This window comes from Halovenus rubra, from assembly GCF_026586665.1.
GTDB classification, from domain to species: domain Archaea; phylum Halobacteriota; class Halobacteria; order Halobacteriales; family Haloarculaceae; genus Halovenus; species Halovenus rubra.
In genome coordinates this window covers 134,674-154,522 of sequence record NZ_JAODIY010000009.1, presented here as the reverse complement: position 1 = coordinate 154,522, position 19,849 = coordinate 134,674, and the positions used below count along the sequence as shown (strand labels likewise).

The following is a 19,849-nucleotide window of genomic DNA, read 5'->3' as shown; positions in this document are numbered from 1 at the left end:
TGAAATTACGTGGTCAGTGCTCTGACCCAGAGTGCTGCGAGAACGATACCGCCAAGCAGGAGTACCCACGCTGCTGCGTCGACAGTGCTCGCACCGACTCCGACCTGTGTGGCTTCAAGGACTAGTTCACTCATGACTGACTCTTAGACCCGAGCGTAATTAATGTATTCCGTTTTGATTTAGTATGATGGTGCTTTTTACCACAACGCCCGAACTACCGTAAGATGCGTCGAATCGGGTTTGTCGTCAACCCTATCGCAGGGATGGGCGGTCGTGTTGGTCTTAAAGGGACAGATGGAAAAGTATCAGAAGCAATCCAGCGCGGGGCAGAAATGCGTGCTCCTGACCGGGCACGTGACGCACTCGTTGCACTTGCTGATGCTAGTGCTGAGCTCAAGCTATACACCTACGGTGGGGTCATGGGCGCAGACCAAGCCCGCGAAGTCGGTATCGAACCAACTGTTGTCGGCCAGCCGGATGGAGCAAAAACCGAAACGCGCGCAACCGACACCCGCGATGCCGTCTCCGAATACCTCAAGCATGATATTGATTTAGTCCTCTTTGTGGGCGGCGATGGAACCGCGGTCGACGTCGCAACCCTGATTGAAGAGACTGACCAAGAGATCCCTATTTTAGGTGTTCCTGCCGGAGTAAAAGTCTACTCAGAGGTGTTTGGTGTCTCGCCAGAGGCAGCAGGTCACATCGCGGCAACCTTTCACGAGACTGAGCCTGCAGAGGTCAACGATATCGACGAAGACGAGTATCGGGACGGCGAGGTGAAAACAGAACTCCGTGCACTCGCCTCAGTGCCGGCTGCCGAACAACGACAGTCGAGTAAACAACTGGGCGGCGGCTCAGTTCAGGGTCTTGCTGAAGGATTTACAGAAGAGATCACAGCCGATATGACCTGTGTTCTCGCTCCCGGGAGCACAGTGGGAACTATCGCAGAGAAACTTGGCGTGGACGGAACTGCGCTCGGCGTTGATGTCTACCGTGGCGGAGAGTTGCTGGTCGAAGATGGAGCTGCAGACGAGATTCGTGGTGCACTTGGGGAGAACAATGTGGTTGTTGTCTCCCCCATTGGAGGACAGGGGTTCGTATTTGGCCGTGGGAATCAGCAAATCTCACCGGACGTACTCCGACGCTCGGATATCGAAATTGTTGCTTCCCGTCGAAAACTTGACGATATTGGCGTTCTTCGGGTCGATACCGGCGACGAGGCCCTCGACGAGAGACTCCGGGGATGGCAGCGTGTCCGCGTCGGTCGCCACGAGCGACGCTTGATGGAAGTCGTATAGTGTGTGTCATCTAGGAGGTATGGATATCCTTAAGGTGAAAAGCAAATAATAAAGGGTACATGGAAACCCGGAAGGTACAGCGTTTGGGGCCATCAACCCTCGCGATGACGCTGCCAGCAGAGTGGGCAGGTGAGTACAACGTCGAGAAAGGTGACGAAGTATCGCTCAGACTTGGCGGCAAGGGAACCTTAACAGTGTTGCCAGAGTCCGCACACAGCGAAGGCACTGAAGCCGTCATTACGACCAGCGGACTGGACGCTGACTCGGTTGAACGAGCCATTATTGCCCAGTACGTTCTCGGTCGACGCATCATTCATGTAGAAGTCGGCGAGAATAAACCTACCCTGCCAAGCAACCACATCAACGCAGTGTACAACGCGGAGACCCAGTTGATGGGGCTCGGTGTCGTCGAAGAAACCCCCGAACGAATTACAATTCGTTGCTCTGTCGACCCAGAAGATTTTACGCTCGACAACCTGCTTGAGCGGCTCGAATCGACGGGGAGTACGATGCGCAACGAAGCGATTCGGTCGCTGGCACACGAGAACCCAGATCTCGCGCAACGAGCACTGAACAGGGAACGGCAAGCAAACAAAATATTCGTGTTGGTGCTTCGACTCCTGTTTACCGCGTATCAGAACCCCAACCTAGCGCGGTCAGTCGGTCTGAACGACAGTTTCCCGCTTATTGGCTATCGCTCGGTCGCAAAAAATCTCGAACTGACAGCGGATAACGCCGAAGATATCGCTGAAACCGCACTCAAAGCGGAGGGACATGCACTCAACGTCGAAAGCGAGACCATGCGCCGAATCAGAGAGTACACTGAAGAAGTCAACGAGTTAACCGAGCTTGCGGTCGAATCTGCTGTCGAACGCGACTACCAAACAGCAATCGAGGTTAAAAAACGGTTTGGCGAGGTAGAAAACCGCGAACGAGATATCCTTGCTGACCTGCCTGAGATGCAGAACACACAGTTACTCCAGAGTCGAGAAGTCCTGGTAAGTCTCGACGAGACAGCCCGCTATGCTGTCCGAAATGCTGAGATAGCGACAAACCTTGCACTTGACGAGGAGTCAGACCATATCACGCTCCAGTAACTAATCGCTCAGTACCACACAAACTAAGTAGCGAACAACTAAATCAGAGTGTATGGCAGAGACTTCACAGCAGTCAGATATGGCAACGGGGCTTGGACTCTTGCTCGGAATTATTGCTGTGCTAGCATCAGTTGGCACGGCAGCATCATCATATATCTCGTTTATGGGAGACCATAGCGAATCAATGCAACTTTTCTCGGGATTGGCCCTGACCGTCGCGCTAATCGCTGGCAGTCTCGCTATCGTCGCTATCCACGTCTACGAGTAGCAGATCCGTCAGCACACTATGCAGGACGCACCGCCGATTTTTAAACTCACTAATAACCGTTAATACGCTTGACTACCTACATACAATAATGACCACTCAGAGTGAGGACGACCCACAAATCGACCTCAGCGAGGAGGACCGGCAGATTCTCGATTACCTCCGCGACCAGGTATCTCGAGGTGAGAGTTATTTTCGCTCGAAAAATATTGCCAAGCACATCGGGCTCTCTTCGAAACAGGTCGGCGCGCGCCTTCCGAAGCTTGATGAGGAAACTGACGACGTGGAAATCGAAAAATGGGGCAGAGCACGCTCAACGACGTGGCGTGTCACACAGGGCTGAGAATCGAAACGACAAAGGCCAATCTCTTTGACTGCAGGGTGTGACCACTCGTCAATGGCACTGACACTGGCACTCGCACAACTCGAAATAGACAGTGGAGACGTAGCCGGAAACAGGGCACGCGCTGTCGATGCTGTCGAAGCTGCCGCAAACCGTGGTGCTGATCTCGTTGCTCTCCCGGAGATATTCACTGTCGGGTACTTTGCATTCGATAGCTACGCCGAGCACGCTGAACCACTTGACGGGAAAACAGTCAAGAAGTTGCAGGCTGTCGCAGCCAAGCACGATATTGGCGTGCTGGCGGGAAGTATCGTTGAAGACCTCGAAGCCAGCTCAAATGCCGGTTTCGAGACGCCTGCTGAGAGTGGGTACGCGAACGCTTCGGTGTTTATCGATACTGATGGGACATCCCAGGGCGTCTATCGAAAACACCATTTGTTCGGGTACGACTCTGCTGAACAGGACCTACTAACAAGCGGGGAGTCACTCGCGACGGTCGCGTTCGGTAACTTTACTGTTGGAATGACAACCTGCTATGATCTCCGGTTCCCGGAACTGTATCGCCGACTTGTTGACAAAGGCGTGTCGCTAATTCTTGTGCCAAGTGCCTGGCCGTACCCACGCGTCGAACACTGGAAACTCCTTCCGCGGGCGCGTGCAGTTGAGAATCTCTGCTATGTGGCGACGATAAACGGGTCCGGAACGTTCGATGACGCGACGTTGGTTGGCCGTTCGACGGTGTATGACCCATGGGGAACCGCAGTCGCCCGACTCGACGAAGAACCGGGAATTGTGACAACACAAATTGAACACACAGAAGTTCAGCAACGACGGACAGAGTTTCCGGCGCTAGAAGACCGCCGATACTAGATTGCCACAGCCGGGGGTTTTAAACATAATAGCCACCTTGTACTGTCTGCCGGGAGACGCTTTTCACGTCGGACCGGCACACAACATTCGGCCAGTTTCTCCTCGGCGGGCCAATAGGGTCGTCCGGACGACCCTCTCCTCGTCCCGACGCTTTTTCGACACGTCTCGGACGACGTATTCGTTGTCAAAGCGGTGCTGTAATTTCTCAAAGACCGTGGAGCCGTAATGTTGCCCTGTTTCCGGTATCATCGTCGAGTCGGTCGAGTTCCAGTTCTCCCCCAACAGTATCTGCAACCCAGTTTGCCAGCCACAGCCCAATTCCCATCGAGTGTACGAGCGGTGTCTCCTCGCCGACATTGATGGCTTCCTGGTCCGTGCTGGGTATCGGTGGACACGCATCTTCGATGACGGTGATGATGTCGGAATCGACTCGCTTTAGTCTGATTTGCACACGGGGCTCATCGTCCGGATTGTGTTCGATTGCGTTTTCTACAAGCTCAGAGATCGCAATTCGATACGACTTTGGGATATCTGCAACGAGCTCTTGGGGTAGATCTGTTTTGATACGCGAATCAGGATATTTTCGCTGGTGTTGCACAGCAAGGTGCTCGATAAGTTCAACGACACTCATCTGACGCTCTACTGTCGGATTGAACCCGACTTCTGTCTGTGCTGTCCGCGCTTTCTCACTCAACTGGATGAGCTCGTCTGCAGCGGCTTCTATCTGTTCAGCGGCCTCCTGTAGATGGTCCTCTTCGGTGTTCTGAAGCGTCTGCGCGTGGCCGAAAATAAGATTCAGTTTGTTCCGGACGTTGTGCCTGAGAACGCGGCTCAACACGTCTAATTTCTGTTCTCGATGCTGACGGGCACGTATATCCCGTGCAACTCCTGTCAGCCCGTTGTACCCATCTGCGAACGGAAGCAGTTTGAACCGGATTTCGACGGGTTTCTCTCCCCCAGATTTAGAGAGTAACGTCGTCAGCGCTGAGCCCGACCCCTCGCCGGTCCGCATTGCAGACCGGATGGTTGCATTAATTTCTTTACGGGCATTGTCTTCTAATACCATCGTTACCCGGTTACCGATTATCTCATCTCGTTCATAGCCCGTTAGATCCACAAATGCCTCGTTGACAACACTAAAACGTCCATTCTCGTCCAGCATATACAGTCCATCTTCGGCTTGTTCAACTAGATACGCATACCGCGATAGGTCGTCGGTGTCCGAACTATGGGTAGGGACAGTCCCATCGTCGCTCATAAATTAACTAGTTGCGATATGTGTTATGATATGCCTGTCACTTAATGTCACGGGGAGAGACATTGTGTGGTCGAGAGCATCTGCCCCAACATCTGTTGTGCACTCCCCGATAGACCCCATATTGAGAGATTGAAAGGAGTTACTGCCGCTCGTTGAGCGTTTGCCGCGCCTGCTCGAAGTCTTCGTCTGTAATCGTGACAGTATCGGCCTGTTGCTCTATTTCGTCAGGGTCAATTTCGGTTGCAACAGTTCGAATCGCTCGCATTGAGGCCTCACGAGCAAGTGCCTCGATATCTGCACCGGAGTAGCCTGCTGTTGATGTCGCAAGCTCATCGAGATTAACTGTCTCTTCAAGTGGCGCACCGTTCGTGTGAACTTCCAGAATCTCTCGCCGGGCGGCCTCGTCTGGATTTGGTACTTCGATATGTTGTTCGAGTCGGCCTGGTCGCAACAATGCTGGATCGACATCGGCTTTACGGTTGGTCGCAGCGAGAACAACCAGCTTGGGGTGGCTCGCAGCGCGGTCCATCTCGGTGAGTAACTGAGAAACGACACGCTCGGAGACTTCGTTTCCATCGCCGCGGCTACTTGCAATTGCGTCCAGTTCATCGAGAAAGACAATAGAGGGAGCTGCCTGTCTTGCCCGCTCAAACAAGTCTCTGATTGCAGCCTCAGATTCGCCAACGTACCTGTCCAGTATCTCGGGACCGTTTACTCGAACAAAGTTGACACCACTCTCGCCGGCTATTCCTTCTGCAAGCAGCGTTTTCCCTGTGCCTGGGGGGCCATAGAGGAGGACGCCCGATGGCGGGTCGGTTCCTGCCTCCTCAAACAGAGGACCATATGTAAGGGGCCATTCAACCGCCTCTGTCAGCCGGTTTTTGGTTTCCTCGAGTCCACCAACCTCCTCAAAGGTCGTATCCGGTTGCTCGGCGACATACTCTCTCATGCCAGAGGGCTCGACGCCCGTCATTGCGGTCTCGAAGTCGGCGTAGCTAACTTCAAGCTCCGCTGCGTCGTGATTACCGCGACGGAGTGCACTCATCCCGGCTTCTCGACACAGCGATGCAAGGTCAGCACCGACGAACCCGTGTGTTCGGTCGGCAACTGTCACAGGGTCGACATCCTCGCCGAGTGGCATATCACGAGTATGTACCTCCAGAATCTCTCGCCGAGCAGTGACATCCGGGACACCAATTTCAATCTCGCGGTCGAACCGACCGCCCCGACGAATTGCATCATCGATAGCATCGACGCGGTTGGTTGCCCCGATGACAATGACCTGTTCGTTCGCTTCGAGCCCGTCAAGCAGCGTCAACAGCTGTGCGACAACGCGGTTTTCCATGTCGGCGTCCTTGTCGCGTGCACCAGCTATTGAATCAATCTCATCGATAAATAAAATTGCCGGGGCGTTCTCGCTGGCATCCTCGAAGGCCTGTCGAAGCCGTTCTTCGGACTCGCCTTTGTACTTCGAGACAATTTCCGGCCCTGAGATGGTGTCAAAATACGCATCTACTTCGTTCGCAACCGCGCGAGCAATCAGTGTTTTTCCAGTCCCAGGCGGCCCATAAAGCAGGACTCCTTTTGGTGGTTCGATGCCCAAACGCGTGAACAGCTCCGGCTCCGAGAGCGGGAGTTCAATCATCTCACGGACGAGATCTAACTCTTCGTCGAGACCACCGATATCTTCGTAGGTCGTCGCTGTTTCGACTGGCCTCTCTGTCTCAGAGTCTGCTGGGTTCTTGTTACTTTCTTCGATGGACGCAACAGACGGTACTAGCTCTACCTGGGTTGAGCCAGTAATCTTTACCGAACCGGCCGGTGTGGTGTTCGTCACAACGTACGGACCGTACCCTTCAACGCGGATCTGCTTGCCTTTCCTGATAAGGTCGTCACGAAGTTGTTGACGGAGTGATTGCTCAGATGCTGTCTCATTAGCGTGTTCAGTGGCTGGGTGAAGTGTAACCTGTTGTGCATCTTCGACACTTCCGGTCCGAACTCTGACTGTGTCGCCGATGTTTACGCCTGCACTCGCGCGCGTGTCTGAGTCAATGCGGACGAACTGTCCATCCTCATCGCTGGGCCAAACTTTCGCTACCGTCAATCTGGAGCCCTCGATGATTACAGGGTCGCCACTCAACACTTCAAGTTTCGTCTTTATTGCATCAGGAATCCGTGCCCGACCGCGCCCTGCATCGCTCTTGCGAGCGCCCTCGACCCGGACCTCAACGATGCCATCGCCGTCTGTCATATCCGGCGATACGGGCGACGCTCGGTTTATCTTTACGGAGCGTTTCTCATTGAGCTGTTACGTCTCAGTCTCTGAAGAGCCACCCGGAAGAAGGCCACGAAGGCCACCACCGTACGTGATCTCTATAAGGACCAACCCAACAGCGACCGAAAGAAAAACACCGATTGTTTGAACGATTGCTGCTCCTGTGGCCCCATTCGTCGTCCACGGGGGTTCAAGCAGCGTTCCCAGCGCGACGAGGATGATGAATACACCACCTAGAAGCCCGAGAATTTCGAGTTTGTCGTCGTATGTGAGTACGCTCATATCTTGACTGTCGGTGTTCTCCGTGGTAAGTCCCGTGGTTTCGACCGATTTTAAAAGTATATCTGCCAGTGCGTACAACGCTGGCGGTATGAAGTCTGGACTCCCTGATGCTGTGATACGGTTCGGTGCGGGACTCGGGTTTGTGATGACGTATGCCCTGCCGGTTCGATACAACATTGGACCAGAAGGCCGCTGGTGGGAGTCTGTTCGGCAGAGCCTCTCTCATCTTGGTGCCCACGTCGACACACGGATGGGTCCTCGACCAATCACAGTCGGAGAGTATGCCGGGACACTGAATATGCCCCCTGCAGTCGTCGACACATTTCTCTGGGAACAGAACTTTGTCCGGAATCCGTTTTCTCGGGTCAAAACACTGGGCGGCAGGTCCGAGTGTGGCTCGTGGGTCTATCGGGAGTCACCACTTGCCAATCGCCAGCTCCATGTCATGCTATTTGCGACCGACGACGCACGCACTGACGTGTATGCCCACGAAGAGTCATCGAGTGTCAACCCGGACGAAAGTGTCAACCACGTCGACGGAACCGGTCAAAACGTTGCCGTTGGTGTCGAATGGGCACGTGAAAGACTCCCCCTCGATGTACGAAAGGAGACAGCAGACCCGCCGGCTGGTCCGTGGACCGAATCGGTTGCCGAATCAGGAGACACTGATTGAGGGGTTGTTGTCGAATCGCTTTCGTGTATCGTTTGAGAGAGGGTACTACTCGGAGCTCTCTGGGGCAGCATCAGGAAGAAACGGCGAAATGTCTTCATGAGCGAATGTCACTCCGTCATCATTGTCGAGGGGATGAACATGGAGAAGTATCTCCTCGTTTTTCTGAATTACGTCGGAGAATTCCGAATCAGACACAGTGTTGTAGTACACCGGAAGCATAATGGCCGTCTCGGATTCAGAGTCCTGTTCGACAACGAGCAAGAACACAACCGAGCTGACGGTCTTTCTATAGACCTCTACAGTGTCAAACGTCCCAGTGTCGACGAGATTCTGAGTTTCCTCGAACTCGGCGTCGGGAACGAGTACGCTCAAGCGGTCCGGTCCCTCCCTGTCGTAGACCGCTGTCACGTCGCCAGGAGAAAGTGTGTGGACAGTCCACCCTTCGGACTCGTATTCAGCTGCAGTTGCTGCTGTATCATCCAGAAGGTCCTGCCAGAAGGCATTAAACGGCGAACTCGTAGCTTCCTCATCGGTCATACCAAGCATTGAGGGAGTGCTAAAAAAAAAGCTGTCTGTTGTCCGATCGCCAGATGAGAGAGACAACGGACAACAAAGACCAACAATAACTGTGCTGTTTGGCGACAACGACAATGGTTGACTAGGGCACAGATTTTATATAGGAGACATTCGTTACCACGGCTATGGCAGAAGATAACGAAGAGCTGGACAGACGTGGATTCTTGGAATATGCTGGAGCGACTGGGGCGGCAGTGACAAGCCTCGCTCTGGCAGGTTGTACGGGCGATAGTGAAGATGAACTAGAAGACGGTAGTGATGGCGGAACTGAAGACGGTAGTGATGGCGGAACTGAAGACGGTAGTGACGGCGGAAGCGAAGACGGTAGTGACGGCGGAAGCGAAGACGGTAGTGATGGCGGAAGCGAAGATGGGGAAGATGGCAGTGACGGTAGTGATAGTGAGCCATTTGAGATTACAATGACTCAGCGGCAGGACCCGACGACGCTTGACCCACACGACCACCGTGAAACCACAACAGATAACGTCTTACTGCACGCGTACGAGGGCATTCTCTGGCGGACCGGAAGCGGTGAGATTATCGAAAGTCTCGCTACGGAATGGGAACAGCTTGCCCCCGACAGGCACAAGTTCACAATCCGGGAAGGTGTCACGTTCCACGATGGTACTGAGCTTACGCCCAGTGACTGCGCATTCAGCGTTAAGCGCGTTGTCGACCCAGACGTGGGCGGACTAGAAAGTCCCCAGCGTGACCAGCTTGCAGGTATCGTTGACGCCGAGGTGGTCGATGGTGAAAACGCTATCATCGTCCACTCGGACGGCGTCAACCCGATGGTGTTCCAAGAGATTGCCTCCTACTGTCCGGTCGTCAGCGAGCAATGGATTTCCGACAAGTCTTCCGATGATATTGCTGTCGATATAAACGGAACTGGCCCATATCAGCTTGCAGAGTACAACGAAGGAGAGTCGACAGTGTTCGAACGGTACGACGACTACTGGGGAGAGATGCCGGACGCTACGCAAGTTGAGATTATCGCGGCAAGTGAAAATAGCACCCGAACGGGACAACTTGAAGCCGGAGAGACTGATATTGTCTCAGCAGTTCCCCCAGCAGATGCGGGCCGGATTCAGGGCGCAGACGACCTGCGAATTGCTGACACAGGGAGTACGCGGATTCTGTTCATGCCGATGCGGTACGACGTGGAGCCGTTCTCGAGTACCGAGTTCCGGCAGGCGATGAATTACGCTATCGACCTCGAACAGATGATCGAAGAAATCCTTCGTGGGTTCGGTAAACCGACCGGCCAGCCAACTCTCCCAGGATTCTTCGGCCACAACGAAGATATCGAGCCGTATCCGTACGACCCGGAACAGGCAGAGCAACTCGTCGAAGAGAGCGGACATGCCGGCGCAGAAATCGAAATCGAGTATCCGGCTGGACGGTATCTCCTAAACGACGAGCTTGTGCAGGCGGCCGCTGGGTTTATCGATGAGTTGAGCAACGTTTCCTGTGAAGCTGTGAGTCGTGATTTCGGAACGCTTACTGGAGAGTTGCTTGACGGAGATATTACGACCCAGCCAGAGTTCTACAATATTGGGTGGGGGAACACAACGTTCGATGCCTCACAGACCATGGTCTTCTGGTTGACTGAGGGAACCTCTGGATACCATTACGTCAACGAGGAGATGGGACGTTTGCTTTCCCAAGCGAGCGAAGAGGCCGACCCAGAGGAACGTGAGCAGTTGTTCAAGGAAGCGAACCAATTAGCTCACGACGATGCAACATGGGTATTCCTCAATCAGGAGTTCCTCGTCTATGGTATCAACAACCGTATTGAATGGGAGCCCCGCCAAGACGAGTTCTTCCTCGCTCAGGGGATGGATCGGGCTGAATAGAACGGTCACTCGACGTATACGTTTCAATCCTGCTAATGCGACTAACCAGATTCTTCATCAGGCGAACGTTACAGGGGCTTCTCGTGGTGTGGGGAGTGATTACTATCGTCTTCCTGTTGCGGTTTATCACGCCAGGAAACCCGATAGACTTTGTCGCACCGCTGGATGCGTCGCCGGAGCTGCGGCAGTCACTGGCCGCCGATCTCGGGCTCGACAAGCCGCTGTATGTCCAGTACTTCGAATATGTCACAAGCCTCGTACAAGGGGATATGGGCTACTCGTTCCTGCGGGGGCAGCCGGCAAGTGACATCATCTTCCGGCGTCTTCCGGCAACGCTCGAGTTAGCAATTGCGTCGACAGTTGTCGCTATCGTGTTCTCGATACCGCTTGGCGTTATTAGTGCAACCCGTCGGAACGAACCAGTCGACTACGCTGCAACGAGTTTCTCGTTGGCTGGCATCAGCACACCCAACTTCTGGTTGGGGATTATGCTCATTCTCGTGGTGGGTGTCCAGTTCGAACTCCTCCCCACGAGCAGGCGAATCATCGGGTTTGCTCCAGCGGTCGAGATGCTGATTTTCGACCAGAGTACACTGGGTATCCGTGCCTGGTTGGAACACATCATTTTGCCCGCAGTCACCCTTGGAACCTACTTCACGGCACTGATTGTCCGTCTCACGAGAAGTGGGATGCTCGAAGAACTTGGCAAATCATACGTGGAGTCCTCGCGTGCGAAGGGACTACCGGAGACACTTGTCCGATATAAACACGTCCTCCGGAATACGATGATTCCAATCATCACTGTTCTCGGATTGCAGTTGGGAACACTCATTGGCGGCGCGGTCATTACCGAATCAGTGTTCTCTTGGCCGGGACTCGGGACGCTGGTTATCGACGCAATCAATCAGCGTGACTGGCCGCTAATTCAAGGGACAATCATCATCATCGGTACCGGGTTCGTTATCATAAATATATTTGTGGACGCGCTGTACACGTACCTCAATCCACAGGTGGAGTTCGAATGAACAGGGAGTTGATACAATGATTTCTGACCGTGTCAAGCAGAGCATTCGTGCAGAGTTGCGCAGAAGCCTTATGGCGAAAATCGGCATTGTCTTGGTGGTCGCCATCATTCTTGTTGCCACCTTTGCGCCGTTTTTAGCCACGCAAAACCCAAAAGAACAGAACCTCTCGGAGTCGAACATTCCGCCAGTAGGCTTTACCGAAAGTACCGAAGAAATCCAGTTTATTGATGGCGAACGACAGACGGTCACAGAGACAGTGGGCGGGAGTCTCGACCATCCACTGGGAACGAATCAGCTCGGACAGGACATGTTCTCTAGGGTTGTGTATGGGGCACGTACATCGCTCGCTGTTGGGGTTCTTGGAACGCTAATTGCTATGTTAACTGGTGTCACTGTAGGGTTAATCGCGGGCTTTTACGGCGGCCGTGTCGACGACGGGTTGATGCGCTTTGCAGATATCATGCTCGCGTTCCCTGCGCTCGTATTAGCAATCGCACTTATCGGGTTACTCGGACCTCAAACAATTGATATACCTGATCCGTTCGTGGCCCTAGGTCTTGTCGATGGAATGCCCAGTTCGTTTACCCTACCCTTAACTGTGACACTTGTTGTCGCATTGGTCAACTGGGTCTGGTTCGCCAGAGTCGCGCGGGGCGAGGCATTGACCGTGCGCGAGCGCAATTACGTCAAAGCGTCTCGCAGTCTGGGGGCAAGCAACCCACGGTTAATGATTCGGCATGTCTTACCAAACAGTCTGACACCGATTATCGTGCTGGCAACAATTCAAGTTGCAGTCATTATCCTGCTAGAAAGTTCGCTCTCGTTCCTCGGATTCTCCGGGACGAACCTCTCATGGGGGTTCGACATCTCACAAGGGCGTGACCTGCTTGCGACCTCATGGTGGATTGCGACCGTTCCCGGCTTAGCGATTGTCCTTGCCGTCATCGGCATCAATCTTGTCGGCGACTGGTTGCGGGATGCACTGGATCCAGATATTGAAGGCGAAGGAGGTGGCATGTAAATGAAACCAATACTCCGTATCTCTGACCTCTCGACCCGATTTTTCACGAAATCGGGCCAAGTAAACGCAGTCGAATCGCTCTCGATGTCTATCGATGACGGTGAAGTGTTTGGCATCGTCGGTGAGAGTGGTAGCGGCAAAAGCGTGACAGCGCGGTCGCTAATCCGCCTCATCGAATCGCCAGGAAAGATTACAGCAGGCAAAATAGAGTACAGGAACGCCGAAGTCGCCGACGAAATCGAAGACAGCAATCCAGAAGCTGTTGACGGTGACTACGTTGATTTGGCTGCGCTTCCGGAAGATGTTGTCCGGTCGTTGAGAGGGCCGTCATTCAGCATGATTTTTCAGGACCCTGAGAGCAGCTTCAACCCGACATTGACTGTCGGCGAGCAGATTGCTGAGGCTGTCGAGGTTCAGCGACGGGCCAGTTCGAACCCGCGTTCGGTCAAATCACGAACGAGTTCTTCGGCGTACTCGCTTCGTTCCTATGCTTACGGGACGATAATGCCCAACAGGAGCTACGTTAGCTCCGAGAGTAAAGACCGGGCTGTCGAACTGCTTCAGCAAGTTGGGATTCCTGACCCAGAAGAGCGCGTCGACGAGTATCCACACGAGTACTCCGGTGGAATGCTCCAGCGGGCGATGATTGCTCAGGCACTGGCCGGAGAGCCGGATATCTTGGTCGCTGACGAACCGACGACTGCACTCGATGTCACTATTCAGGCACAGGTCCTCAATCTTCTCCGGGACATACAAGAGGAGACAGGCATGACAATACTACTCATCACGCACAACCTCGGCGTTATCGCGAGGATGTGTGACCGCGTCGGAGTGATGTACGCAGGTGAGATTGTTGAGCGCGGGACTCTCTCTAATATCTTTGATGAAGCGGTGCATCCGTACACTAAAGGCCTACTTGGCTCGATTCCTGACATAGGCAGTGCTGGCGGCCGATTACAGCCTATTGAGGGGAACGTGCCGAGTTTGATGGACGAAGAAATGGGGAATCGGTGTTACTTTGCCGACCGCTGCCCGAAAGCCATGAAGACCTGCTTGGAGAAACCGGCGGATCTGTCTGTCGACGGTGCAAAGGAGCATGAAGTACAATGTGTCCTCGCTAAAGAGGAGTACGACGAGTCGGACGCTCTGGACCCCGGTCAGTTTGAAGGTGAAGACTCATGAGCCTCAAAGACACACTCCGGTCAGCACAGCCAGAGTCGAGTGGGCCACTCGTGGAAGTCCGGAACCTAGAAAAGCATTTCTACGATAACGACAACATTATTGACCGACTGCTTGGGAATGGACCGGTTTCTATTCGCGCGGTTGACGGTATCTCGTTCAACATACACCGTGGTGAAACGCTAGGTCTCGTGGGAGAATCCGGCTGTGGCAAATCTACCACTGGTGAGACGGTTCTTCGCCTCCAAGAGGCGACAGACGGTAGTGTTCAGTTCAGAGGCGACCGAGTGTTTGAGATGAACGGAGATGACCTCTCTGAGTTCCGACGGAACGCTCAGGTTGTCTTTCAAGACCCTTATACGAGCCTTGACCCGCGGGTCCCTGTCGGCCAGACAGTACGAGAAGCGCTCGATATTCACAATATCGGGACAAAAACAGAGCGTAACGAGCGAGTTCGTGACCTTCTTGAACGCGTCGGGCTCTCAGAAGACCAATTCGACCGCTACCCGAGTGAGTTCTCCGGGGGACAGCGACAGCGGATTGGTATCGCACGTGCACTGGCATTGAATCCCGACTTTCTGGTCCTCGATGAACCGACAAGTGCGCTCGATGTCTCGGTGCAGGCCCAGATACTCAACCTTCTCGCTGACTTACAAGAGGAGTTTGAACTGACCTACCTACTTATCTCTCATGACCTTTCAGTTATTCGACACATCTGTGACCGCGTTGCGGTGATGTATCTCGGCGAAATCGCTGAGATTGCAGACGTGGACACACTGTTTGAATCGCCAAAACATCCCTATACAAAGGCACTGCTTGAGAGTGTTCCTCGAGCTGAGACAGCCGAGCGTGACAGAGATATCGAGACACTACAAGGGGATGTCCCCTCGCCACGAAACCCACCAAGTGGCTGCCGGTTCAGAACACGCTGCCCGGAGGTCATATCACCAAACAGCATGGATATTGACCAGCACGTTTATCGTGAACTCATGCACTTCAGAGAGTTGGTTGAGAACGAAGAAATTTCAGTCCACAAGATTGCCCAAGATGCCGGGATTTCCGAAAGCGCAACAGAACTCGACAGCAGAGAACAGAAGGCGTTTGTCGAGACAGTAAAAGACGAAGTGCTCGATATAGAACTGCCGTCGTCGCACGAATCTACTGTTAACGACGCAATCGCCCATCTTGTAGACGAAGAGTGGGAACGCGCTGCGACTGAACTCAGGTCCGAGTACGAAAGCATCTGCGAGACGTCGAACCCCCAGCTTACCGACGACGAGCAACCAGTTGCCTGTCACCTGTACAAGTAGGGAACTACTGTCTCGTTACTATCCGGCAAGAAGCAAGTCACTCTCTCTGTTCGGGCTATGACTGCCCTACAGTCACATGGAGTGCTGTCGGTCCACTCACTGCCTCGTTGCCACTCGGCAGTTTGTTGCACGGGCCGGGCGCGATTTGAACACGCGGCCATCTGGTTAAAAGCCAGACGCTCTGCCAAACTGAGCTACCGGCCCTCACTCTCCATTCAGGTGGTGGTGAGTTAAATACTTACGATTCGCGAAACAGTTCGGCGATGGTCTCCCCGGGCGATTGCCCGGCCACAGATGAATTCCGCCGGAGGAGACAGTACTCGCTGACCGGGAGTTCGACCGTTATCTCACCCAGACGGTACCCAAGCTCCGCAAGTGCTGTTTCGAGTGTGGTTCCCTCCGTAACATCACGTACTACTGAGCGTACCTCCCGCACCGTCATATCGTGGTCAATCGCTGCCCAAGCAAGGTGCAACCGGTCGGTTCCGGTGAGCCGTCCGATATGTTTGGCTGTTGAAGGGGCAATATCTCCTAATCCGACGTGTCGTCTGACCGGCCGAGGCAGGTCGTGGACTCGCGCCCATGTCCGCACAAACGAGACACCAACTTCCTCTCCTGTTCGCTCTGCGGCATCTTTGTAGGAGCCTTCTCCTCGAACGAGAACGGCACACGCTGCAGCCCCACGCAACATCGCCTTTGTGTCCATTTCGCCGGGGTCTGCAGTGGCGAACGTGTCGACTGTTTCGCTGGCAGTCGCGACGCTTTCGGAGTCGTCAGGGTCAAACGATACAGCGTCAGCGTCACCAGTAACTGTGGGGTCACCTCGAACAACGGGGTCACCAACTGGAGAGTTGCGTTCTGTCGGCAACGGGCTGTTGCCGTTCTCGTTGGGCATGGGCATCGCTATGTGTGCTACTCGCAAAAGTCTCTCTACTATGACGAATATCGACACCAAGCTGGGAGCTAAATCCCCCGGTACGCTCTTTTTGGCTTTCTATGTCTCAAGCCAAAGCGAGAACAGTCGTCTTGACAGGACTACGTGTCAATACTTTCTGCCAGTGGTGGAGCAGTCGCCTCATAGCCGTCTTGTCGAAGGAACGTAGCGAACTGCTCACACTGGTCGCCGTGGTTGACCAGAATCTTTGAGCTCTCGTATGGCTCCAGAAACGACTGGAGCTCCTCACGGTCTGCATGTGCTGAAAAGTTGTATTGCTCGACCTGTGCACTAACAGGCAAAACCCGTCCGTCGAACTCGGCACGTCCAGTATCAACCAGTTCCTTGCCCGGCGTTCCATCAACCTGATACCCCGTAAGAGCAACCTTATTCGTCGGATTCTGTCGGATATGGGGAATGTAGGAGACGACAGGCCCACCTCCGAGCATTCCGGCAGTCGTCAAAATAACTGTATTCTGGTCAGCGATGCGCTTTCGTTGTCCGTCCTTTCCCGTCACGAATCGGGCGTTTGATTTCGCTCGCTGAAGTGCCTCTGGGTCCCGGAGGAATGACGGATACTGACGGACCAACCCTGTGACCTCAGTCGCCATGCCATCAAGATAACAGTCGATATCATTGGCGGCACATACCAACATAATCTCTTGTGCCCGCCCGATGGCAAAGACCGGGACAATAACGGTCCCGCCCTGCCAGATTGTTGTCTCGATGCTCTCGACGAACCTGTTTTCTACGTCCGCCCGGTCATCGTGTTCTTGTGTAGCGTAGGTACTTTCAGTGATGACGACATCTGCATCGGGTCGTGCAGTCGTTCCCGTAACCAGTCGCTGACCCCTGCTATCGATATCAAGTGGTCCAATGTCGCCGGTATAGAGTAATGTTGTTTCACCGTCGTCGACCAGTACATGTGCACTACCGGGAATATGGCCTGCGTTTAATAACGTTACCTCGTGTCCAGCCGCTTGGAACGGTTGGCCATACATCTGTGTTTCCGAAACCTGCGTCATGCGCCGAACATGTGTCTCTGTGAACGGACACTGGGGCGTATTCCCGTGGATTTTGAGCGTATCTTCCGCAAGTCGTAATGCGAGCGCTCTCGTCGGTGGTGTCCAGTGAATCGGCGGTCTTGCAGTGCCAGAGAGGAGTGAAGGCACAGCCCCCACATGGTCAAGATGTCCGTGACTGACGACTACGGCTTCCGGGTCGATCTCGCCAACTGGGTACCGTGGTGGGTTCGAGGTTTCTAGTCCGTAATCAAGTAACAATGAGTCATTGATGAGAATTGCACTCCGGCCGACTTCACGAGCGCCACCAAGAAAGTTGATATTCATAATCAGATACCTTACTCCGCCGGATCTTCTATGTCAGAGCGTACGCGAAAGCGTTGGTAATCGCCATAAGAGAGTTCAAGCGAGCCAATCCACCAGTTCCATCGCTCGATTACCGAATACTCTTCAGGAGCGTCTTCGAGATTTGAGAGCACGTCTTCGACAGTCGGTTTATACTCCAAATCTTCCTCAATTCGTCCGGAATCTGTAAGATCCCGGGCCTGCCGGGACACTGCCCGTAATGCAGTCTCAGTACCACCGAAAGCATCAGCAAGCTCTTCAACGAGGCGTTCGCGGTCCACAAACGACTGTGTGGGGGGGACCGTCTTGAATGTTGGCCGTCATCGACCCTCAAGCAACCACGAAAGTTTGTCCGCCGCGAGGTTCCGCCCAGTTACTGGCAACACGACAGTCTGTCCGCGGACCAGTTCCGGATGTGCAAGCGCGGCGGCAATCGTTGTTGCACATGCTCCTTCCATGATAATTCCCGACCGGACAATCATGTCTCGGAGTGCATCGAGCGTGGCCTCATCGTCAACCAAGACGAAATCGGACAGTTTGTCGCGGAGTATATCCATCGTCATCGCGAATGGGACACGAGTTGCCAATCCTTCCGCTGTTGTCTCCATTCTGTCGTGTGGTTTGAGATGGCCTTCTTCCCATGCACGATGTGCTGCTGGTGCCTGTGCAGACTGGACACCGATGACATCGCTGCCGAGGATGTCGCCGATAGTCAAACAGAACCCTGAAGCACAGGTCCCGCCACCGATAGGAGAGAAAACGAGGTCCACGTCGGGGAGTTCCTCGACAATTTCAAGCCCTGCAGTTCCGACTCCTGCGACGAGATCTGGCTCGTTGGCTGAATGCACATACCGATACTGTCTTTCGACTGCCATCTCCTCGGCACGCGTTCGTGCCTCGTCGTAATCCTCACCATAATACTTGATGTCTGCCCCGTATGTTTCCATCGAGCTGACTTTGGATTGGTTTACGTCTTCAGGAACACAAATCGTTGCCGGGACGTTGAATTTCTGACCAGCATATGCGACTGACTGGCCGTGGTTTCCTGTACTCGCAGCTATCAACCCGTGCTCTCTGAACTCCTCATCAACGTTTGCCCCCAGCGCAATCCCGCCACGGATCTTGAACGCACCTGTCGGCAACGTGTCTTCGCGCTTGAGATAAATGTCTGCATCAAGTTCCTCAGAAAGCCAATCGCTTCGGACTAGCGGTGTCTTCGGGAGGTGTCTCGACACCTGCTCGCGTGCTTCGTATACGTCAGCTGTCGTCGGTGGCGTCAACTCGTGATACGGGAACACTGTCGTCTGGTCGGGGGAGTCGACCGGTTGGTACCCATCTGCCATACTTGCTATGTGGGCGGTATCGTGGTATAAGTTTCCGGTTGCCGACAGCCACCGGACTCATGTACTCTCTTGATGTTTAGAGAGTGCTTCTTTGATTGTCAACTCACCAGCCGCCACCCGACGGGCTAATTCCTCACCGATAGCACGGTTTTCGGCACTCTGCTCACGGGAGCGCTCCTTGATTCGCTGTAGCTCACCGTCTGTGGGCTGGACATCTCTGCTTTCGACTCGTTTTCCCTCCATCTGTGCAATGTTGACGGCCGCAAGAATGTCTGCCATGCCACGCTCTCCTGCTCCAGTCCCGAGGTATGGTGTCGTCCCCGTTTCATCGACAAGTTCGATTGGTACGTCCTCGATATCGTCGATAATGCGGGCACCGATGAGACGAGCGCCATCGCCAATTCGAACCAGTGGTTCGGCAAAATCTGTCGCTTCCTCGTGGACAATCTCGGCGACCTCGCTCGGTTGGACCTGATACGTGGCAACAACCATGTCACCGGACAGGACAGCAATACCGGGCGTCTCTCCGGGGTCGATTCCGATAACGGTTCGTCCATTGTTCCCCCGCACGACCGCAATGACGTCTTCGACTGTCTCTCGTGGGTTACCCGGCTCTCCCGTAATTACAGGGATATCTGTTTCAGGGGTTGGATCAGCGACACTGGTCACAATAGCGGTTGCGTTGGCTGGTATCTCGTCGTCGGGTTCGATAGTGGTAAATGAGAGACTGCGGTCTCGGAGTTCAGTGACAATCTCGTGATAGAGTTCAAAATCCTCCGTCGCGACGACAATCACACTGCTTTCTATGGGGCACATCTACTTACCTGCAGCGAAATATACGGGGCGATGGTTACGTCTAAGAGTAGTCCGCGATACA

The 19,849-nt window shown here is 54.0% G+C and carries 20 protein-coding genes, 1 tRNA gene and 1 pseudogene; 11 read left to right on the top strand and 11 right to left on the bottom strand.

Annotated features, from left to right (window positions below):
• Positions 1–5: 5 nt before the first annotated feature.
• Positions 6–134 carry a hypothetical protein gene (locus N5098_RS07710; RefSeq protein WP_267637188.1) on the bottom strand — a complete coding sequence of 43 codons (129 nt, stop codon included), beginning with the start codon at positions 132–134 and terminating at the stop codon, positions 6–8.
• A 90-nt stretch (positions 135–224) separates the two neighbouring features.
• On the opposite strand from N5098_RS07710, the gene N5098_RS07705 reads away from it, so the two are divergent.
• From N5098_RS07705 to N5098_RS07685, 5 genes are all read left to right on the top strand, one after another.
• On the top strand, positions 225–1,298 hold the full coding sequence (locus N5098_RS07705; RefSeq protein ID WP_267637187.1) for an ATP-NAD kinase family protein: 1,074 nt from the start codon (positions 225–227) through the stop codon (positions 1,296–1,298).
• A gap of 59 nt (positions 1,299–1,357) precedes the next feature.
• Positions 1,358–2,395: a phosphate signaling complex PhoU family protein gene (locus tag N5098_RS07700; protein WP_267637185.1), complete on the top strand. Its 1,038-nt coding sequence runs from the start codon at positions 1,358–1,360 to the stop codon at positions 2,393–2,395.
• Between the two features lie 52 nt (positions 2,396–2,447).
• Positions 2,448–2,663: a DUF7525 family protein gene (locus N5098_RS07695; RefSeq protein WP_267637184.1), complete on the top strand. Its 216-nt coding sequence runs from the start codon at positions 2,448–2,450 to the stop codon at positions 2,661–2,663.
• 88 nt (positions 2,664–2,751) lie between these two features.
• Entirely contained in the window at positions 2,752–3,003 is a 252-nt protein-coding gene (locus N5098_RS07690; protein WP_267637183.1) for a DUF7123 family protein, read from the top strand.
• A 60-nt stretch (positions 3,004–3,063) separates the two neighbouring features.
• A complete protein-coding gene (locus tag N5098_RS07685; RefSeq protein WP_267637527.1) occupies positions 3,064–3,873 on the top strand; it encodes a nitrilase-related carbon-nitrogen hydrolase in 810 nt (269 codons plus the stop codon).
• Between the two features lie 205 nt (positions 3,874–4,078).
• Here the strand turns inward: N5098_RS07685 and N5098_RS07680 are convergent, their stop codons facing one another.
• The 3 genes from N5098_RS07680 to N5098_RS07670 all read right to left on the bottom strand — a co-directional run bounded on the left by N5098_RS07680 (position 4,079) and on the right by N5098_RS07670 (position 7,688).
• A complete protein-coding gene (locus N5098_RS07680) occupies positions 4,079–5,131 on the bottom strand; it encodes a PAS domain S-box protein (protein ID WP_267637182.1) in 1,053 nt (350 codons plus the stop codon).
• Between the two features lie 139 nt (positions 5,132–5,270).
• A complete protein-coding gene (locus N5098_RS07675) occupies positions 5,271–7,382 on the bottom strand; it encodes an AAA family ATPase (RefSeq protein ID WP_267637181.1) in 2,112 nt (703 codons plus the stop codon).
• A gap of 57 nt (positions 7,383–7,439) precedes the next feature.
• Complete coding sequence (locus N5098_RS07670) at positions 7,440–7,688, bottom strand: DUF8123 family protein (protein ID WP_267637179.1); 249 nt, start codon at positions 7,686–7,688, stop codon at positions 7,440–7,442.
• Positions 7,689–7,776: 88 nt separating this feature from the next.
• Between N5098_RS07670 and N5098_RS07665 the strand changes: the two genes are divergently transcribed.
• Positions 7,777–8,361, top strand: a complete 585-nt coding sequence (locus N5098_RS07665; RefSeq protein ID WP_267637178.1) for a hypothetical protein — start codon at positions 7,777–7,779, stop codon at positions 8,359–8,361.
• Positions 8,362–8,406: 45 nt separating this feature from the next.
• Here the strand turns inward: N5098_RS07665 and N5098_RS07660 are convergent, their stop codons facing one another.
• Positions 8,407–8,898, bottom strand: coding sequence for a DUF7529 family protein (locus N5098_RS07660; protein WP_267637177.1), 492 nt, complete (start codon positions 8,896–8,898; stop codon positions 8,407–8,409).
• Between the two features lie 164 nt (positions 8,899–9,062).
• Between N5098_RS07660 and N5098_RS07655 the strand changes: the two genes are divergently transcribed.
• Genes N5098_RS07655 through N5098_RS07635 form a run of 5 tightly spaced genes read left to right on the top strand, consistent with a single transcriptional unit; the run spans position 9,063 to position 15,328 of the window.
• A complete protein-coding gene (locus N5098_RS07655) occupies positions 9,063–10,793 on the top strand; it encodes an ABC transporter substrate-binding protein (protein WP_267637175.1) in 1,731 nt (576 codons plus the stop codon).
• 35 nt (positions 10,794–10,828) lie between these two features.
• On the top strand, positions 10,829–11,818 hold the full coding sequence (locus tag N5098_RS07650; RefSeq protein WP_267637173.1) for an ABC transporter permease: 990 nt from the start codon (positions 10,829–10,831) through the stop codon (positions 11,816–11,818).
• A gap of 16 nt (positions 11,819–11,834) precedes the next feature.
• On the top strand, positions 11,835–12,839 hold the full coding sequence (locus tag N5098_RS07645) for an ABC transporter permease (RefSeq protein WP_267637172.1): 1,005 nt from the start codon (positions 11,835–11,837) through the stop codon (positions 12,837–12,839).
• Positions 12,840–14,021, top strand: a complete 1,182-nt coding sequence (locus tag N5098_RS07640) for an ABC transporter ATP-binding protein (RefSeq protein ID WP_267637170.1) — start codon at positions 12,840–12,842, stop codon at positions 14,019–14,021.
• A complete protein-coding gene (locus N5098_RS07635) occupies positions 14,018–15,328 on the top strand; it encodes an ABC transporter ATP-binding protein (protein WP_267637169.1) in 1,311 nt (436 codons plus the stop codon). The genes N5098_RS07640 and N5098_RS07635 overlap by 4 nt, the downstream gene beginning before the upstream one ends.
• A gap of 130 nt (positions 15,329–15,458) precedes the next feature.
• Here the strand turns inward: N5098_RS07635 and N5098_RS07630 are convergent.
• The 6 genes and pseudogenes from N5098_RS07630 to N5098_RS07605 form a co-directional block, all read right to left on the bottom strand.
• A tRNA-Lys gene (locus N5098_RS07630) sits at positions 15,459–15,532 on the bottom strand.
• Between the two features lie 34 nt (positions 15,533–15,566).
• Positions 15,567–16,223, bottom strand: coding sequence for a DUF7119 family protein (locus N5098_RS07625; protein WP_267637168.1), 657 nt, complete (start codon positions 16,221–16,223; stop codon positions 15,567–15,569).
• Positions 16,224–16,363: 140 nt separating this feature from the next.
• On the bottom strand, positions 16,364–17,611 hold the full coding sequence (locus N5098_RS07620; protein ID WP_267637167.1) for an MBL fold metallo-hydrolase: 1,248 nt from the start codon (positions 17,609–17,611) through the stop codon (positions 16,364–16,366).
• Positions 17,612–17,622: 11 nt separating this feature from the next.
• Positions 17,623–17,913 (bottom strand): annotated as a pseudogene (locus N5098_RS07615) (WNWW family protein); the annotation flags it as partial.
• A gap of 36 nt (positions 17,914–17,949) precedes the next feature.
• Positions 17,950–18,972 carry a threonine ammonia-lyase gene (locus N5098_RS07610; protein WP_267637165.1) on the bottom strand — a complete coding sequence of 341 codons (1,023 nt, stop codon included), beginning with the start codon at positions 18,970–18,972 and terminating at the stop codon, positions 17,950–17,952.
• A gap of 57 nt (positions 18,973–19,029) precedes the next feature.
• Positions 19,030–19,767, bottom strand: a complete 738-nt coding sequence (locus tag N5098_RS07605; protein WP_267637526.1) for a hypothetical protein — start codon at positions 19,765–19,767, stop codon at positions 19,030–19,032.
• Positions 19,768–19,849 lie beyond the last annotated feature (82 nt).

What these genes read in the sequence shown, in the direction of transcription:
- N5098_RS07710 (WP_267637188.1), bottom strand. Translation starts at nt 134, where the DNA reads ATGAGTGAACTAGTCCTTGAAGCCACACAGGTCGGAGTCGGTGCGAGC.
- N5098_RS07705 (WP_267637187.1), top strand. Translation starts at nt 225, where the DNA reads ATGCGTCGAATCGGGTTTGTCGTCAACCCTATCGCAGGGATGGGCGGT.
- N5098_RS07700 (WP_267637185.1), top strand. Translation starts at nt 1,358, where the DNA reads ATGGAAACCCGGAAGGTACAGCGTTTGGGGCCATCAACCCTCGCGATG.
- N5098_RS07695 (WP_267637184.1), top strand. Translation starts at nt 2,448, where the DNA reads ATGGCAGAGACTTCACAGCAGTCAGATATGGCAACGGGGCTTGGACTC.
- N5098_RS07690 (WP_267637183.1), top strand. Translation starts at nt 2,752, where the DNA reads ATGACCACTCAGAGTGAGGACGACCCACAAATCGACCTCAGCGAGGAG.
- N5098_RS07680 (WP_267637182.1), bottom strand. Translation starts at nt 5,131, where the DNA reads ATGAGCGACGATGGGACTGTCCCTACCCATAGTTCGGACACCGACGAC.
- N5098_RS07675 (WP_267637181.1), bottom strand. Translation starts at nt 7,382, where the DNA reads ATGACAGACGGCGATGGCATCGTTGAGGTCCGGGTCGAGGGCGCTCGC.
- N5098_RS07670 (WP_267637179.1), bottom strand. Translation starts at nt 7,688, where the DNA reads ATGAGCGTACTCACATACGACGACAAACTCGAAATTCTCGGGCTTCTA.
- N5098_RS07665 (WP_267637178.1), top strand. Translation starts at nt 7,777, where the DNA reads ATGAAGTCTGGACTCCCTGATGCTGTGATACGGTTCGGTGCGGGACTC.
- N5098_RS07660 (WP_267637177.1), bottom strand. Translation starts at nt 8,898, where the DNA reads ATGACCGATGAGGAAGCTACGAGTTCGCCGTTTAATGCCTTCTGGCAG.
- N5098_RS07655 (WP_267637175.1), top strand. Translation starts at nt 9,063, where the DNA reads ATGGCAGAAGATAACGAAGAGCTGGACAGACGTGGATTCTTGGAATAT.
- N5098_RS07650 (WP_267637173.1), top strand. Translation starts at nt 10,829, where the DNA reads ATGCGACTAACCAGATTCTTCATCAGGCGAACGTTACAGGGGCTTCTC.
- N5098_RS07645 (WP_267637172.1), top strand. Translation starts at nt 11,835, where the DNA reads ATGATTTCTGACCGTGTCAAGCAGAGCATTCGTGCAGAGTTGCGCAGA.
- N5098_RS07640 (WP_267637170.1), top strand. Translation starts at nt 12,840, where the DNA reads ATGAAACCAATACTCCGTATCTCTGACCTCTCGACCCGATTTTTCACG.
- N5098_RS07635 (WP_267637169.1), top strand. Translation starts at nt 14,018, where the DNA reads ATGAGCCTCAAAGACACACTCCGGTCAGCACAGCCAGAGTCGAGTGGG.
- N5098_RS07625 (WP_267637168.1), bottom strand. Translation starts at nt 16,223, where the DNA reads ATGCCCAACGAGAACGGCAACAGCCCGTTGCCGACAGAACGCAACTCT.
- N5098_RS07620 (WP_267637167.1), bottom strand. Translation starts at nt 17,611, where the DNA reads ATGAATATCAACTTTCTTGGTGGCGCTCGTGAAGTCGGCCGGAGTGCA.
- N5098_RS07610 (WP_267637165.1), bottom strand. Translation starts at nt 18,972, where the DNA reads ATGGCAGATGGGTACCAACCGGTCGACTCCCCCGACCAGACGACAGTG.